This is a genomic window from Salmonella sp. SAL00653 (genome assembly GCF_046552515.1).
In the GTDB taxonomy this organism is placed as follows: Bacteria; Pseudomonadota; Gammaproteobacteria; order Enterobacterales; family Enterobacteriaceae; genus Salmonella; species Salmonella enterica.
This window is the reverse complement of the sequence record NZ_JBGDTY010000007.1, coordinates 17,323-34,003: the sequence shown is the minus strand read 5'-3', so window position 1 is coordinate 34,003 and position 16,681 is coordinate 17,323. Positions and strand designations below refer to the sequence as shown.

Sequence of the window (16,681 nt, the reverse complement as noted above, 5' to 3'; positions counted from 1 at the left end):
AGTAGTTCAAAAACAGCCAATTAGCAGTAAAGTTTGCAGAACATCACATTTTTTACTTTAGATTGACGGTTTGACCTCGGGTTCATCAGCGGCCTCCCCGGAATGTTTGCCCTCAGCCGTTCCCTGCCAGCCGTGGCGCTGAATCAACGACAGATGCTCCCGGTCCTCGGTAATAATTTCGCTCAACATCGCGCTGGTACGTTTATAGGCGGCGGCGCGAGATAACGGATCGTTTTCCCCTTTCGCCATCTCTTCCACCATCCGGGTATTAAAATGACGGAACAGATCCGCGCGCTCGCGGGCTTCATAACGTCCCAGCCCCAGCGCTTCCAGCGCCTGTCGTCCGCTTTTGAGCGCGCCTTCGAAGGTTTCACGTTCGGGCATCGCCACACCAGCCTGGCGCAGGCGAATATAATGATCGACATCACGGGCACGGGCGATAATCTGCAGATGCGGGAAATGCGACTTCACCAGTTCACTCAGTTGCAAATTGGTTTGCGGATCGTCAATGGCGTTAATCAATACCTCCGCCTTCGCCGCTCCGGCAGATTCCAGTAAATCCATACGCGTCGCGTCGCCATAAAAAACCTTCATGCCGAATTTACGCAGCGTTTCGATATGATCGGGGTCGTGATCGAGCACCACCATCTTCACCCCGCTCGACAGCAGCAAACGCCCGGCTATCTGACCAAATCGTCCAAACCCGGCCACAATAACCCGCGGTTGCTCTTCGTCGATTTCATCCGCCTCGCGCGCTTCACCCGTCGCGGTCTTCTCCATGCGCGTCAGCAGCACCAGAAAAATCGGCGTAGCCGCCATCGACAGCGCGACCGCCAGCGTCAGCGCTTTTGCCCATTCCGGCTCAAGTACATCCGCCATTTGCGCCGCGCCAAAAACCACAAACGCAAACTCACTTCCCTGGCCTAATAAGACGGCAAACCAGCGACGCTGTTTTGCCGGTACGCCCAGCGGCCTCGCGACCAGCCACAGCATGACGATTTTGATTGCCAGAAAACCGGCCAACAACAGCAGAATGCGCAGCGGATTCTCCACCAGCGTGCCGAAATCAATCGACATGCCGACGCCAATAAAGAACAGCCCCAGCAGCAACCCCTTAAAGGGTTCAATATCGCTTTCCAGCGCATGACGGTATTCCGAACTCGCCAGCAGAACGCCCGCCAGGAACGCGCCCATCGCCATTGACAGCCCAACCTCTTCCAGCAACAGGCCGAAACCAAACACCAGAAATAGCGCCACGGCGCTGAACACTTCCCGCAAACCAGAACGCGCGACAAAGCGCAGCGCCGGGCGCGTAACGTAGCGTCCCAGCAACACCACCAGCGCCAACGCGCCTGCGACTTTCAACGCCGATAGCGCAAACGCGCCAAGCGTGGTGGATGCGCCGCTGGCGGCCAGCAGCGGAATCATCGCCACCAGCGGGATCGCCGCGATATCCTGGAACAAGAGCACTGCAAATGCGCTACGCCCTACTTGTGAAACGGTCAGGTTACGCTCATTCATTGCCTGCATGGCGATAGCCGTGGACGAAAGCGCCAGCGTCATACCAATCAGTTCCGCCACCTGCCAACGCAGGCCAAGAAACATGCAGAACAGACCGATCAGTCCGCCGCAGACCACCATCTGTAACGCGCCGCCGCCAAATACCGAGGCGCGCAGCTTCCATAACCGTTGCGGGTCCAGCTCAAGCCCAATAACAAACAACATCAGCACGACGCCGATTTCCGCAAAATGCAGAATAGATTCGGCGTCCGTCACCAGCCGTAGCCCCCAGGGGCCGATAATGCAACCCACAATCAGATACCCCAGCACCGATCCTAAGCCCAAACGTACCGCAATCGGCACAATCAGCGCCGCCGAACCAAGATAGATCAGCGCCTGCAGTAGAGTATGGCTATCCATGATTCACCTCCTGCCATGCCAGTAAACGCTGTTTATACTGACGCGCCTGCGCCTGTAAGGTGTCGTCATCGCAAATGAACGTGCAGTGCATGGCAAACGGCGGCAGCCATTTGAGGCCGCAATAGAGCGCCGTCGCCTGTAGCGGCTGAGAAAGGACGTCAAATCCCGGATGTGAACCGATAGTAAAATGGTTTTCACCACCGCCGGTCGTTACCGCCCACAGCAGATGTTTACCGTGCAATGCCGTACCGCCATGACCGTAAGCCCAGCCGTGGGTGAGGACTTTATCCATCCATAATTTGAGTAAAGGAGGGACGCTATACCACTGCATCGGATGCTGCCAGACGATAAGACTCGCGCGCGACAGCGCCTCCTGTTCGGCAGCAACGTCAATATTGAAATCGGGATAGAGGTGATAAAGCGAACGTATTTCGACGTTTTCCAGCGTCCCTGCCTGTTCAAGCATCCGCTTATTCGCATGAGAATGATGCGGATACGGATGCGCATAAATAATGAGGATCATGATTATCCTGTGATGATCTGTTTTTTATCACAAAGTGTAGTGACAAATTCGCCAGGCTAATAGTGAATATTATTGAGCGGCTAATCAGAAAAAATTGAATTAACGCCAGCAAGGAGTTGACGCCATCCTGCCCCCGGAAGATGCCCTCGAAGGGCCGCAGGCGTTTGTGGAAAAGCGCGATCCGGTGTGGAAAGGTCGGTGATGATAGCAGCCTTAAATCGCTGACAAATCGGTTTAAGGCCTTCTTGTCGGGCGGCGCTGCGCTAAATTTGCCTGTAATGACTGTAATATCAATCCATTACATGATGACACAGGCCCAATAAGCGCAGCGCCAACAGCATCTGAACCTCCAGACACGGTGGATGCCAGATCGCCGACGCATAAATTAACCTAATGGGTCAGGTACTTAGAGCCTGGCCCAGTAGGCGTAATTGTTGAAGCCAGTTTGGGGCCGACCAGCGCGCAGAAACCGGAGCGTACACGTAGTACGTGAGGATTTTGAGCACTGCCCGGTCCCAAAATGGCGAATAAAATAGCCTAATGGGCCAGGCTCTTAATCTTTCGCCATGCGGTTAAACTGCTCAATAGTAAGATCCCACGGCTCACGGGCCGCATCCGGCATAAAACTGCCGTCATCCACGCCAATTTCGTCTTTGATAATTTTATTCAGTTTTTCATTCATCGTAAGAATGAGATCCTGATATTTCTGTTTATCAGCAGCAAGGTTATGGTTCTCATCGGGATCATTTTTAAGATCGTAAAGTTCAAGATCGTTGTACTTAATAAGATCCTCCCAGGTTTCCGGCGTATTATGCTCCCTTAGCGAGAAATAACGCGCAAACTTATAACGACCATCGTTAATCATCCGCGTCCCTGAACGATGGCTGAAATCAGGATGCAAATGGGATATTTCCTGCTTGATTTGCGCCACCGTTTTTTGTTTATCTCTTTGTAGCGCGATAACGCGGTGGAGATAATGGGCATCGGTATACAAGATCATGCCATAGCAATATAAGCTGGCATTTCTCACCGCATTAACCGCAACGCCCTCCGGGTTTTTTAGCAATCCGCTAAAATTAACGCCTTTGCGGTTGCCTAACGCCTGGTGCTGTTTTTCTTCCGGCAAACCGGTCAGCCCAACTAATGTCGGCGCGATATCAAGATGACAGGTCAACGCCTGACATTTCTTATTACCGGGGTACGCCGGGTGGGAAATAATCATCGGTACATGGATCTGTTCTTTATAAACGGAAGCGCCTTTACCGTGCATCTGATGGCTTCCGCCTAATTCGCCATGATCGGCAGTAAATACAACAATCGTTTTATCAGTTAACTTGAGGGCATCAAGTTCATTTAATATCCGGTCAAGGTGAGTATCACAATCGCGGATACAGTTGAAATAGTAGTCAAGCAGTTTACGCCAACGACGATCTTCATCAGGAAACTGCCCTTCCAGCGCAGCGCGCGCCGTCTGGTATTCAAGATGCGCCGGCGGTCTTCCCTGCTCATTGAATGATTGATGCCTGTTTGCCGGCAGCGGATAGTTCGGCCAGCTTGCCTGATAAAGCTCGTTTTCCGGCGGCTGCGTGGGCGCCAGGGTATTATCATCCTGATCCAACTCGCCACGCCACTGTACCTTTTCTCCCTCTTTATCGGTATCAATAAACATGACGTCATGAGGATTAACGAGGTTAACGGCCAGGAACCAGGGCTTGTGTTGGTCATTCAAGGGCTGCCCCTTGCATCTTAACCAATTTATAGTCTGAGCCGTGGTGGTTGAATCATAAAAATAGCCGCCTTTACTATGGCCTATAATATCGCCGATGCCGTGATAGTCAGAAAAACCATATTTTTCCATAATTTTATGTAATTCTGGTTCAGGAATATCTCCGACATCAATATCTTCATCTTTTTCGTCAGGCAAAGGCTTCTCCAGTTTTTCTGTAAGATGCCACTTACCTTTATAGGCCGTATAGTATCCCAGTTCCCGCATCATATGGCCTGTGGTTCCAAGAGCGGGGTCAAGGTCATAAGGCATCCAGGGTAATCCCAGATTATCAAACATCTTTGTCTGGGGCATATGTAAGCCGGTATACAATACGGAGCGGGAAGGCGTACAGACATTACTGGTATTCTGATGATTACAGAATGTCACCCCCGTTTTCATGAGCCGCTCTCTGCCGGGTACCGGGAAAGGAAACGTAGGAAAAAAACGCTCCTGGTCGGTCACGACTAACAGAATATTATATCCTTCTGGCAATTTTTCCGGGATTTCGCCAGTAAACGGTTTATCCCACGCCGGTTTCGCCTTGACGGCGCATTTTTCATCAGCCTTTACCGCGCCGGATAGCATACCGCCGGCGGCAAGAATACCGGCGCTGGTTAACAGTTTCCTACGCGTAAGATCCGTCTCTTCTGCGGACAGATTTTTTTTATTACTCATATTATTATACCTGTAGTCAGTAACTTTATCACATATTCATTTATTACTGTACGAGGAAGCGTGGATATGTATCAATGCCTTCCGGGTAAGAATATGTGTTATAAATTGATTTGTATTTCAAATTAGAAATATATTAATAAATAACCATAATTCACTGAAAAATTATTTAGATGAAAAGTTCATTGTTTTTATTTTAGAGATACAACTGCAGACATTACTTCATAAAAAAATACATTATTAAACATACTCAATAGCGCTGTGTTCGTGCCTTTTCCCTTCAACTACGGTGATTACCCTATGCCGCTACAATAAAATCGCTCCGAAAGAAACACTATCAGTAACAGGCCGCGCAACCATAGACATACAACCGGTAATATCACGCTGGGAAATTAAAACATAACTCAATTCTGTTATGTTGCTTATGAATAAAACTAGCGTATTGCCGCGTGATTCAATAAAAATTACGCCATTAAAAGAAATAATATAAAAACTATTATTTACAGGGGGTTAAGTTTCTTTTTAGCTGGCAGTGCATTATTTTACATTGACAACAACATAAAGAGGTGACTATAACAAGATATAAGACGGTCACACCAAATAAGGCTATTTTCAGATAATCAACCGAGGTTATTACCCAAAATAATTCGAGTTGCTTAAAGGCGGCAAGGGAGTGAGTCCCCAGGAGCATAGATAATTATGTGACTGAGGTGAGCGACAAATTTGCCGGGAGCAGATTTGAACGTCGCGTGCGACGGCCCGTCAGGGCGAGGCCCATAGGTGGGCCGAGTAATCCGTAGCCAACCCATAAGCAACCTGAAGTATGAAGGGGATAAATAATTTCGTTACGGATTACTGATATTGCGCAAACCTTATCATCAATGCAACAGGAACAGAACCATGAAAAAACGCATTATTGTCGCCGCATTACTGGCAACGGTTGCTTCATTCAGCACGCTTGCGGCAGAGCAGGTCTCTAAGCAAGAAATCAGCCACTTCAAACTGGTTAAGGTCGGCACCATAAATGTGTCCCAGAGTGGCGGACAGATTTCCTCACCCTCTGATCTACGCGAAAAACTGTCAGAATTAGCCGATGCGAAAGGCGGAAAATATTATCATATTATCGCTGCACGTGAGCATGGTCCGAATTTTGAAGCCGTTGCCGAAGTTTATAACGATGCGACGAAATAAAGCTCTGATTGCGCCATAACGAGGGCACAGGCATGAAATAATAAGAGAGCGCCAGCAAGGTGCCATGTTACGTCACAATCCACTCAGGGCCGTCTGGAAACAGATGCTGGCCCTCTTTTTTATCAACAGTTCACCGGGGCAGGCAAGCCGTTGGAATGTGCGCGCGCAGGCAGTAAGCCCTGCGTGAATAAGACGGTTTTGCGGGCTGTTTTAAGATGATGTTTAGTGCGCTTTTACCTGCCTGAACCAGTAATTTTCCATTTTCGTTATCCATTTCCCCTTTTTATTTTTCGGTATTACGCCAGCCCAAAGTAATTGCAGCTGTCGGTTATAGGTTCCAATAGCGTGTCCACCATACGCCCCTTCAAATGCTATCACCATGGGTCCCTGCCCTTTTACCCCCTCTTGTCCTTCATGGCAATAAAGCGCGTTGCGGTGAGTCACGTCAAGTTCATACTGCACGTTCAGTTTCACACATTTTTCCCCGCAACTTTCTACTGGCGGCGATATTGTCATGGTATAAGGCGGGTTATCTGCCGTGGTTTTCCATGTTCCGATCAGGTCTTTGCAGACGTTTATCTCCGTAGCCCCGGAGGCGGCAGAAAATAGCGCGAGCAAATAAAAAGGTATTAGTTTCATTACAGACTCCTGTTCCTTATACCTCATCATTTATACCTAATCATAAGGATAAATGCCCTGCGATATGTTTTTTCCGGGAAATGTTGAGCCGCTGTTCAGAGAAATGTCGATGAGTGTAACCTCATGTAAGCGGACAGCGCGGTGGGGAAAGCGGGAACACGGGCGAACGTATTTCGACGTTTTCCGGCGTCCCTGCCAGTTCAGGCATCCGTTTATTCGCATGGGAATAAATGGATGCGCATAAAGAGAAAATATTATTGCGCGGCTAACCAGAAAAGATTGAATTAATTATCCAGCTCGCTCATATTTTTCAGCTGATCGCGGTTAATCTGTTCGGTTTTCCCGGTGGCGGCGTTTTTGTAAGACACCATACCGGTATCGTTATCGACCTCGGGTTTCCCGTCGGTGACAATAGTTTTGCCATCCGTGGTTTCAACCGCCTGGTTAGAAGAGCATCCTGCGACGGTGAATAGTGTTGCTGCGGTAAACAGTGCGGTCATAAGACGTTTTTGCATGGTGTTCTCCCTGCTTTTCAGTTGTTTTAGCATGTGACTGTTAACTGTAGCGTTATTGGCGAAAAGCAGGGAGAAATGCAGAACGCTCTTAACGAGGGTTATCCGATGGCGTTCCGCGCAAAGTCATGTTTCCGGTCTGTGTTAGCGTCAAGCCGCGAGTTTCCGGGGCAAACATCACCGATACGCCAAGCCCGACTAACGAAATCAACGCGCCAATCAGCATGACGTTATTAATACCGTAACGAGTAATAAAAATCGGTAATGCCCAGGTGGAGACAATGGTTCCGATGCGGCTTAATGACATGATGACCCCCACGGCCGAAGCGCGAATATCCGTCGGGAAGAGTTCATTAGGATAAAGCCATTGCAGTATGCCCGGTCCGCCGGAAAAGAAGGCGTATACCGCAAACGCCACCACGACCAGTATGATGCCCAGATTTGACACCAGCCCCAGCAGCGCCAGCGCGATAGTCATCATGGCGAAGCTGCCAATAAGCAGAGGGCGACGGCCAATACTGTTTAGCCAGAACATCGCCGGTATACAGCCCAGCATAAAAAAGAGGCTAATCACCACATTGCCGAGCGCCGCGTTGCGCCCCTGCTCCCAGCCGAGTAACCCGACGATCTGCGGCCCAAAGGTATAGATAGCGAACATCGGGATCACCTGACAGGTCCAGATAGCCGCAACGAACAGTACAAACGGAAAATGACGGCGATTAAACAGCTGCAGGAAGCGGGTCTCCTGCGGCGGCTCATCGTCAAAGCAGACCGGTTCGCCGAACAGTTTGATCATCATTTGTTCGCACTCTTTTACCCGTCCTTTTCGCAATAGCCAGCGTGGCGATTCCGGCAGGTCAAAGCGGCCAATCAAAATGATTAAGCACGGGATAAAGGCGCTGCCAAGCATCCAGCGCCAGCCGCCTTCCATGTCATACAGCCAGTAACCCACCAGGTTGGCGCAGGTCGCGCCTACGTACCACATCGCGGCGATAAAACCGATGGAGAACGCGCGCTGGCGGGTGTTGGAAAACTCCGTAATCATGGAAGTAGCGATAGGGTAATCCGCGCCGATAACAATGCCAATTAAAACGCGCATCACCAGTAATTCAAGCGGCGTGGAAACAAACATGGTCGCCACGGAGATAACGCCGATAGCGATAATATCAAGCAGGAACATTTTACGCCGCCCGACTTTATCGCAAATATAGCCAAACAACGAGGTGCCGATAAACAGTCCGGCAAGCGTAGCCGCGCCGAGCGCGCCAATCCATTCAGCATCAAGGTGCAATAGCGGCGTCAGTTGTTCCAGCGCCACGCCAATGATCACCAGCACGTAGCCATCAAGGAACGGGCCGCCGCTTCCCCACAGCATAATTCTGCGATGAATGGAGGAGAATTTAAGGTCATCAAAGTTCCTGGGCTGCTGCATAGTGATGTCCTGTTTCAACACGGGCAAAGCGCATCTGTAGGCCGGATAAGGCGTTTCCGCCGCCATCCGGCATTGGCGCCACATGATTGCCGGATGGCGACGCTACCGCATCTTATCCGGCCAACGGGGGCACAACTTCGTACTTATTAGCCGTAGCGGAACTCCACGCCAAACGTCCCGCGCGGGTATTCCCATTTTTCCAGCGCCGTATCAAGGCCGAGGATCCGGCACGTTCCGCACTCCAGGCACCCGGCGTAATCAAAACGAACGCTGCCGTCGTCCTGCTTTTTATACAGTCCCGCCGGACAGGCCTTAATCAGCACCTCCAGCGCCTGTTTATCAGGATCGGTTTTGAGAATGATGTGCGGGCTGTCTTCATCCACATTGAACTTATTGACGCCCAGTTTGCCGTCCACATTAACGGGAGATGTCATAATACGGTCACTCCTTTCAGGCCATCTTTCATCAGATTAATGAAGCCCACTTTCTTCGCATGGCGCAGGATTTTTTTACGCATGGGCACCGGAGCGGAGCCATCCACGGTGAACAGGTCGCGCGCGATATTGACCGCCATTTCGGGATAAGCGGTAAACATGCGGGGATTATCAAGAAAAGCCGGTAGTTTCTGATACATGCGCATATCGCGCATCGGACCTTCGTCCAGATGCTGACGGTATTCACCCAGCGACTGCTTGCTAAAATCGTCGCGCTTCATCGCCGAAAGCACCGTCTTCGCCGCCGCTTCGCCTGCGGATATGGCGAGATCCATACCCCGGATGGTAAAGCCGAGGTTCATACACATGCCGGCAGCATCCCCGGCAATCAGTACGCCATCGCCCACCAGTTCAGGCTGCATATTCATTCCCGCCTCGGGTACAACGTGCGCGGCATATTCCACCAGCTTGCCACCGGCGATCAGCGGCGCAACTGCCGGATGCTGTTTGAAATCTTCCAGCATTTGCGGGACCGATTTTTTCGCGTCTTTCAGATGATGAAGACCGCAGACCAGCCCCAGGGAAAGGGTTGTTTCATTCGTATACAGGAAGCCACCGCCCATCAGACCATCGGTCGGCGCTCCGGCAAACAGACAGGCGGCACCTTCGTTGCCCTGTAACTGGAAACGATCTTCAATGACCGACTTCGGCAATTCGATCAGTTCCTTCACGCCGACAGCAACATGCGATGCCTCAACACGCTTGGTCATGCCCAGCTTTTCAGCCAGCAGAGAATTCCCCCCGTCAGCGAGGATCACGACTTTGGCTTCCAGAATATCGCCATCGGCTTCCACGCCCACGACTTTGCCATCACGCTGAACGACGTTATCGACGCGAATACCGGTGATCAGTTGTGCCCCCTCCTCTTCGGCCTGCTCCATCAGCCAGGCGTCAAATTTACTGCGTAAGACGGAATAGGAAACCTGCGACGCTGAAGCATCTTCACCATTGCAGTAGTCGATAGTCATCGCCCCGTTGTCGGTCATAAAGGCGAGTTTTTCGTGGGTGATCATGCGTTCAATGGGGGCCTGATCCGCAAAGCCGGGAATGATGCGTTCCAGGCTATGTGCATACAAACGCCCACCGGTGACATTCTTCGCGCCAGCAGAATTGCCGCGCTCGATAACCAGCACCTGTGCACCTTCGCGAGCAAGCACCAGCGCCGCAACCGAACCGGCCAGACCTGCACCCACGATGATGGCATCAAAGATATCTTCGGACATACGTACTCCTGTCAGCGGCAGGATACCTTCGCATCCTGCCCGAAATGGTTTATCGCGCTAAGGCAGCCGTCAGCGCAGGCAGGATCTTCAGCGCATCGCCAACGATGCCAAAATCCGCATACTGGAAGATTGGCGCGTTTTTATCTTTGTTGATGGCGAAAATCGTCTGCGCGCCGTTGGCGCCGACCATGTGTTGGATCTGCCCGGAGATCCCCACTGCCAGATACAGTTCAGGTTTGAGCATCAGGTTGGAGATACCGACGTAGCGCTCGTGCTCCATCCACTTCTCGTTTTCCGCCACCGGGCGGGAACAGGCCAGCTCGGCGCCAATCGTCTGGCACAGCGCTTCGGCCAGCGAGATATTCTCTTTGCTGCCGATGCCGCGTCCCACGCTGACCACCAGACGCGCTTTGTCGAGGTCAACGCTGTTGCTCTGACGCGCCTGGGTTGCGGTGCGGGTCACGGCAGTGGCCGGAGCCTGCCACTGCACGGTGTGCATCTCGCCGCTGCGAGAAGCATCCGGTTGTTGTGCGTCAAACGTTCCGCTGCTGAGCGTGATCACGGCAAACGGCGAAGCGATGGTTTCTGCCCCTATCGCCAGACCGCCGTAGACCATATGTTTAACCGCCGCTTTTCCATCCTGCAGGGCGACTTCGCTGGCATCGTTGGAAACCGCAGCCGACAAGCGATAGCCCAGCTTTGCCGCCAACAGCTTGCCCCGACGCGTATTCGGCAGCAGCACCGCGCCGCCCTCGCTATGCTGACGAATAGTCTCAGCCATCGCAGCAGCGTAGTCTTCGATCATGCGGTCTTCTGGTTTGCCGCTGAGCAGCCAGACATGATCCGCGCCCAAATGGCATGCTGTCGCGCTGTCCGCTTCGTTCAGTACGAACGCGTTAACTTTTTCACCTACAGCCTGCGCGCCACTCATCAGTTCGGGCAGACGAGAAGGGGTATCGCTGAATACCCAGACACTGGAAAATTTGTTCATAACATCCCCTGATAATTAAATGATTTTGCGCAGATTCTCGACAAACGCGGCGATTTGTTCTTCACCGTCACCTTCAATCACCACACGCTGACGCTCGCGCTGCTTCGGTGCGGCAACCTGTTGTGCGGAATACGTGGGGACGCTGTTCAGCCCGATATCCGCAGGCGACCAGACCTGAACCGGTTTTTTCGCCGCGCCAAGAATGGCTTTCATCGAAGGGATTTGTGGGGTGTTAATGTCGGTGGAAACCGCGATCACCGCCGGGAGCGGGATGCTCAGCGTTTCAACTTCATCTTCCAGTTCGCGTTCTACCGTCAATGTGCTGTCGGTAAGAGAGAGGATTTTACTCACGCCGTTAATCGCCGGAATGTTCAGCGCTTCGCCCACCAGCAAACCAACCTGCTGAGCATAAAGATCGGAAGAACCGTCGCCGCAGATAAGTAGATCGAAACCTGATTTTTGCGCGGCAGCGGCCAGCGCGGTAGCGGTGTGTTGCGGCAGCGCCTGCTCAAATTGATCGTCGATGACCACAATCAGTTCATCAGGGCCACGAGAGAGGACATCTTTGCGCCCTTTTGCATTGGTCAGCGCTTTGCCGCCAACGCTCATGGCGACAACCTGAGCGTCTCCCAACTGCTGTTTTAACTGGCAAGCAGCTTCAATTGCATTCAGATCATATTGGCTGATTTTGCTATCCGCTTTGCTGAAATCGAGTGTTCCGTCAGCATTATTAATCGCAATATCCTGCTCATCAGGTACGCATTTGTAGCAAGTAATTATCTTCATTGCATCTCCAGAAATCATGAAGGAAACGTATTTATATCGGCGGTGTTAAATACAGATATCACGCTCTTTAATTCGGAAATAAAACCTTAATCACCAATATTGAAAATGTCACACATTGATATTCGTAACTTTCAATAGTGTTACGCACCTCACCAATATTGAAAGAAATATGCCAAATATGAAAATTTTCAATATTGTTTGCTGGCTCAACAATATTGAACGTCAGATACTTAAAAAAGTTAAAAAACCACAACCAATCAATTGATAAATAAAGCAAAAATCAAAATTTAAACACAAAATAATCAACGCAAAAAAGTGTGACGAAGATAACAGAATCACCCGAAGTGAATACCCATCATGAGTTACTCATTGAGGCGTCCCAGAGGTTAAAAACTTATCAACAAATCATTAATAATAAATAAACAAACGTTCATGGACTGGCACGCTAAATAAATTTCGTTTTCACACTGGAATTCACTTATGAAAAATGAAAAGAAAAAATCGGGAATTGAACCGAAGGTTTTTTTTCCGCCATTAATAATTGTCGGGATACTTTGCTGGCTAACAGTCAGAGATCTTGATGCCGCTAACGTCGTTATTAATGCGGTATTCAGTTATGTCACCAACGTCTGGGGTTGGGCATTTGAATGGTATATGGTCGTCATGCTCTTCGGCTGGTTCTGGCTGGTTTTTGGCCCCTATGCCAAAAAGAGATTAGGTGACGAAAAACCGGAGTTTAGCACCGCCAGCTGGATTTTCATGATGTTCGCCTCCTGTACATCCGCTGCGGTTCTGTTCTGGGGCTCTATTGAGATCTACTACTATATCTCCACCCCGCCGTTCGGCCTGGAACCAAATTCCACGGGCGCGAAAGAGATAGGCCTGGCGTACAGCCTGTTCCACTGGGGGCCGCTGCCGTGGGCAACCTATAGCTTCCTTTCCGTGGCCTTCGCCTACTTCTTCTTTGTACGCAAGATGGATGTCATCCGCCCCAGCTCCACGCTGGTACCGCTCGTCGGTGAAAAGCATGCGAAAGGGTTGTTCGGTACCATCGTCGATAACTTCTACCTGGTGGCGCTGATCTTCGCGATGGGCACCAGCCTCGGTCTGGCTACCCCGCTGGTCACCGAGTGTATGCAATGGCTGTTCGGTATTCCGCATACGCTGCAATTGGATGCCATCATCATTACCTGCTGGATCATTCTGAACGCGATTTGCGTGGCCTGCGGCCTGCAAAAAGGGGTCAGAATCGCCAGCGATGTGCGTAGTTACCTGAGCTTCCTGATGCTCGGCTGGGTGTTTATCGTCAGCGGCGCCAGCTTCATCATGAACTACTTCACCGACTCCGTCGGGATGCTGTTAATGCACCTGCCACGGATGCTGTTCTATACCGACGCCATCGGTAAAGGCGGCTTCCCGCAGGGCTGGACCGTTTTCTACTGGGCGTGGTGGGTTATTTACGCCATCCAGATGAGTATCTTCCTGGCCCGTATTTCCCGTGGTCGTACCGTACGTGAGCTGTGCTTCGGGATGGTGATGGGTCTGACCGCGTCTACCTGGATCCTGTGGACTGTCCTTGGCAGTAACACGCTGCTGCTGATGGATAAAAACATCCTCAACATTCCGCAACTGATTGAGCAACACGGCGTGGCGCGCGCCATTATCGAAACCTGGGCCGCCTTGCCGCTCAGCACCGCCACCATGTGGGGCTTCTTCATCCTCTGCTTTATTGCCACCGTCACGCTGATTAACGCCTGCTCTTACACCCTGGCGATGTCGACCTGTCGCGAAGTTCGCGATGGTGAAGAGCCGCCTCTGTTAGTGCGTATCGGCTGGTCAGTGCTGGTCGGCATCATCGGTATCGTTCTGCTGGCGCTGGGTGGGTTGAAGCCGATTCAGACCGCGATTATCGCCGGAGGATGTCCGCTGTTCTTCGTCAACATTATGGTGACGCTGTCCTTTATTAAAGACGCCAAAGTGCACTGGAAAGACAAGTAATTCTTATTAACCCAATTGATCAAGAGGCTGAAAGATGGATTTCAACTTAAATGACGAACAGGAGCTGTTTGTCGCCGGTATTCGCGAACTGATGGCCAGTGAGAACTGGGAAGCTTATTTTGCCGAGTGCGATCGTGACAGCGTCTACCCTGAGCGTTTTGTAAAAGCGCTGGCGGATATGGGTATTGATAGCCTGCTGATCCCGGAAGAACACGGCGGTCTGGAAGCGGGTTTTGTTACCGTCGCCGCCGTCTGGATGGAACTGGGACGTCTTGGCGCGCCAACTTACGTGTTGTACCAATTGCCGGGAGGTTTTAACACTTTCCTGCGTGAAGGGACTCAGGAGCAAATTGATAAAATCATGGCGTTCCGGGGCACCGGTAAGCAGATGTGGAACTCTGCTATCACCGAACCAGGAGCGGGATCGGATGTTGGTAGTCTGAAAACCACTTATACGCGCAAAAATGGTAAGGTTTATCTCAATGGCAGTAAGTGCTTTATCACCAGTAGCGCCTATACCCCGTACATCGTGGTCATGGCGAGAGACGGTGCATCGCCGGATAAACCGGTTTACACCGAGTGGTTTGTGGACATGAGCAAAGCAGGTATCAAGGTCAACAAACTGGAGAAACTCGGTCTGCGCATGGACAGCTGCTGTGAAATCACCTTTGACGACGTTGAACTGGACGAGAAAGACATGTTCGGTCGGGAAGGTAACGGCTTCAACCGCGTGAAAGAAGAGTTTGACCATGAACGCTTCCTCGTCGCGCTGACCAACTACGGTACCGCAATGTGCGCTTTTGAAGACGCTGCGCGTTACGCGAATCAGCGCGTGCAGTTTGGTGAAGCTATTGGCCGTTTCCAGCTGATTCAGGAGAAGTTTGCGCATATGGCGATCAAACTGAACTCCATGAAAAATATGCTGCTGGAAGCCGCGTGGAAAGCGGATAACGGCACCATTACCTCCGGCGACGCGGCAATGTGCAAATACTTCTGCGCCAACGCCGCGTTTGAAGTGGTAGACACCGCCATGCAGGTACTGGGAGGTGTTGGTATCGCGGGCAACCACCGCATCACGCGTTTCTGGCGTGACCTGCGCGTTGACCGTGTTTCTGGTGGTTCTGATGAAATGCAGATCCTGACGTTGGGTCGTGCGGTACTTAAGCAATACCGCTAATCGATCCCTTGTAGGCCTGATAAGACGCGGGGCGTCGCCATCAGGCAATCATGCCGGATGGCGCTGTGCTTATCCGGTCTACATACCGCAAAAAATGCCAGGAGAAAAATGATGAATCATTTACCAATGCCAACCTTTGGCCCGCTTGCTGGGGTACGCGTTGTTTTTTCAGGAATCGAAATCGCCGGTCCATTCGCCGGACAGATGTTCGCCGAATGGGGCGCAGAGGTTATCTGGATTGAAAACGTCGCATGGGCCGATACCATCCGCGTACAGCCTAACTACCCGCAGCTCTCACGCCGCAACCTGCACGCCCTGTCGCTGAATATTTTCAAAGATGAAGGTCGGGAAGCGTTTCTGAAACTGATGGAAACCACCGATATTTTCATTGAAGCCAGTAAAGGCCCGGCCTTTGCCCGCCGTGGTATTACTGATGAAGTGCTGTGGGAACATAACCCGAAACTGGTCATTGCCCACCTTTCCGGCTTCGGTCAGTATGGTACCGAGGAGTACACCAATCTTCCGGCGTATAACACCATCGCGCAGGCATTCAGTGGTTATCTGATCCAAAACGGCGACGTTGATCAGCCGATGCCAGCCTTCCCGTATACCGCCGATTACTTCTCCGGGATGACCGCGACGACAGCCGCGCTGGCAGCCCTGCACAAAGTACGCGAAACGGGTAAAGGTGAAAGCATCGATATCGCCATGTACGAAGTGATGCTGCGCATGGGTCAGTACTTCATGATGGACTACTTCAACGGCGGCGAAATCTGTCCACGTATGACGAAAGGGAAAGACCCCTACTACGCCGGTTGCGGCCTGTATAAATGCGCCGATGGTTACATCGTCATGGAGTTGGTCGGCATCACGCAAATCAACGAGTGTTTTAAAGATATTGGCCTGGCCCATATTCTTGGTACGCCGGAAGTTCCGGAAGGCACGCAGCTCATCCATCGCGTGAAATGCCCTTACGGCCCGCTCGTCGAAGAGAAACTGGACGCCTGGCTGGCAACACACACCATCGCCGACGTTCAGGCGCGTTTTGCTGAACTGAATATCGCCTGTGCGAAGGTGCTCACCATTCCGGAACTGGAAGGTAACCCGCAGTACGTTGCCCGCGAATCGATTACTCAGTGGCAAACAATGGACGGTCGCACCTGTAAAGGGCCGAACATCATGCCGAAATTTAAAAACAACCCGGGGAAAATCTGGCGTGGCATGCCATCACACGGCATGGATACCGCCGCCATTCTGAAAAACATTGGTTATAGCGAAGCAGATATTAAGGAACTGGTCGGCAAAGGCCTGGCCAAAGTTGAGGATTAAACGCGATGCGCTAATCGGTTTTTCGG

General features: G+C 51.4%; 14 protein-coding genes and 1 pseudogene. 5 read left to right on the top strand and 10 right to left on the bottom strand.

Annotation, left to right across the window (positions count from 1 at the left end):
• Window positions 1-57: 57 nt before the first annotated feature.
• On the bottom strand, window positions 58-1,920 hold the full coding sequence (gene kefC / locus ACLJRU_RS10110; protein WP_023234797.1) for a glutathione-regulated potassium-efflux system protein KefC: 1,863 nt from the start codon (window positions 1,918-1,920) through the stop codon (window positions 58-60).
• Window positions 1,913-2,443, bottom strand: coding sequence for a glutathione-regulated potassium-efflux system oxidoreductase KefF (gene kefF / locus ACLJRU_RS10105; RefSeq protein WP_000600710.1), 531 nt, complete (start codon window positions 2,441-2,443; stop codon window positions 1,913-1,915). Before kefF ends, kefC begins: the two co-directional genes overlap by 8 nt.
• Window positions 2,444-2,564: 121 nt before the next feature.
• Here kefF and ACLJRU_RS10100 point away from each other — a divergent pair.
• Window positions 2,565-2,645, top strand: a pseudogene (locus tag ACLJRU_RS10100) (hypothetical protein); the annotation flags it as partial.
• A gap of 351 nt (window positions 2,646-2,996) precedes the next feature.
• Here the strand turns inward: ACLJRU_RS10100 and ACLJRU_RS10095 are convergent.
• Window positions 2,997-4,886: a sulfatase-like hydrolase/transferase gene (locus tag ACLJRU_RS10095; protein WP_001538934.1), complete on the bottom strand. Its 1,890-nt coding sequence runs from the start codon at window positions 4,884-4,886 to the stop codon at window positions 2,997-2,999.
• Window positions 4,887-5,783: 897 nt separating this feature from the next.
• On the opposite strand from ACLJRU_RS10095, the gene srfN reads away from it, so the two are divergent.
• Complete coding sequence (gene srfN, locus ACLJRU_RS10090; protein ID WP_000746019.1) at window positions 5,784-6,074, top strand: DUF1471 family virulence protein SrfN; 291 nt, start codon at window positions 5,784-5,786, stop codon at window positions 6,072-6,074.
• A gap of 222 nt (window positions 6,075-6,296) precedes the next feature.
• Here srfN and ACLJRU_RS10085 read toward each other — a convergent pair whose 3' ends face one another.
• From ACLJRU_RS10085 to ACLJRU_RS10055, 7 genes are all read right to left on the bottom strand, one after another.
• Window positions 6,297-6,713, bottom strand: a complete 417-nt coding sequence (locus ACLJRU_RS10085; protein ID WP_000767275.1) for a hypothetical protein — start codon at window positions 6,711-6,713, stop codon at window positions 6,297-6,299.
• Window positions 6,714-6,997: 284 nt separating this feature from the next.
• Complete coding sequence (locus ACLJRU_RS10080; RefSeq protein WP_001172089.1) at window positions 6,998-7,228, bottom strand: YgdI/YgdR family lipoprotein; 231 nt, start codon at window positions 7,226-7,228, stop codon at window positions 6,998-7,000.
• Between the two features lie 88 nt (window positions 7,229-7,316).
• Window positions 7,317-8,657 carry an MFS transporter gene (locus ACLJRU_RS10075; RefSeq protein ID WP_001187057.1) on the bottom strand — a complete coding sequence of 447 codons (1,341 nt, stop codon included), beginning with the start codon at window positions 8,655-8,657 and terminating at the stop codon, window positions 7,317-7,319.
• A 146-nt stretch (window positions 8,658-8,803) separates the two neighbouring features.
• Window positions 8,804-9,091, bottom strand: coding sequence for a ferredoxin-like protein FixX (fixX, locus tag ACLJRU_RS10070; protein ID WP_000203727.1), 288 nt, complete (start codon window positions 9,089-9,091; stop codon window positions 8,804-8,806).
• Window positions 9,088-10,374 carry an FAD-dependent oxidoreductase gene (locus ACLJRU_RS10065; protein ID WP_001538928.1) on the bottom strand — a complete coding sequence of 429 codons (1,287 nt, stop codon included), beginning with the start codon at window positions 10,372-10,374 and terminating at the stop codon, window positions 9,088-9,090. Before ACLJRU_RS10065 ends, fixX begins: the two co-directional genes overlap by 4 nt.
• Window positions 10,375-10,423: 49 nt before the next feature.
• The gene (locus ACLJRU_RS10060; RefSeq protein ID WP_001032198.1) at window positions 10,424-11,365 is read right to left on the bottom strand and encodes an electron transfer flavoprotein subunit alpha/FixB family protein; all 942 of its coding nucleotides are present in this window, start codon (window positions 11,363-11,365) and stop codon (window positions 10,424-10,426) included.
• A 15-nt stretch (window positions 11,366-11,380) separates the two neighbouring features.
• Window positions 11,381-12,151: an electron transfer flavoprotein FixA gene (locus ACLJRU_RS10055; RefSeq protein WP_000692190.1), complete on the bottom strand. Its 771-nt coding sequence runs from the start codon at window positions 12,149-12,151 to the stop codon at window positions 11,381-11,383.
• A gap of 480 nt (window positions 12,152-12,631) precedes the next feature.
• On the opposite strand from ACLJRU_RS10055, the gene caiT reads away from it, so the two are divergent.
• The 3 genes from caiT to caiB all read left to right on the top strand — a co-directional run bounded on the left by caiT (window position 12,632) and on the right by caiB (window position 16,655).
• Window positions 12,632-14,149, top strand: coding sequence for an L-carnitine/gamma-butyrobetaine antiporter (gene caiT / locus ACLJRU_RS10050; protein WP_000787073.1), 1,518 nt, complete (start codon window positions 12,632-12,634; stop codon window positions 14,147-14,149).
• A gap of 34 nt (window positions 14,150-14,183) precedes the next feature.
• The gene (gene caiA, locus ACLJRU_RS10045; protein ID WP_000347134.1) at window positions 14,184-15,326 is read left to right on the top strand and encodes a crotonobetainyl-CoA dehydrogenase; all 1,143 of its coding nucleotides are present in this window, start codon (window positions 14,184-14,186) and stop codon (window positions 15,324-15,326) included.
• Window positions 15,327-15,437: 111 nt separating this feature from the next.
• Window positions 15,438-16,655 (top strand): L-carnitine CoA-transferase, encoded by a 1,218-nt coding sequence (gene caiB / locus ACLJRU_RS10040; protein ID WP_023234796.1) that lies wholly within the window; start codon window positions 15,438-15,440, stop codon window positions 16,653-16,655.
• Window positions 16,656-16,681 lie beyond the last annotated feature (26 nt).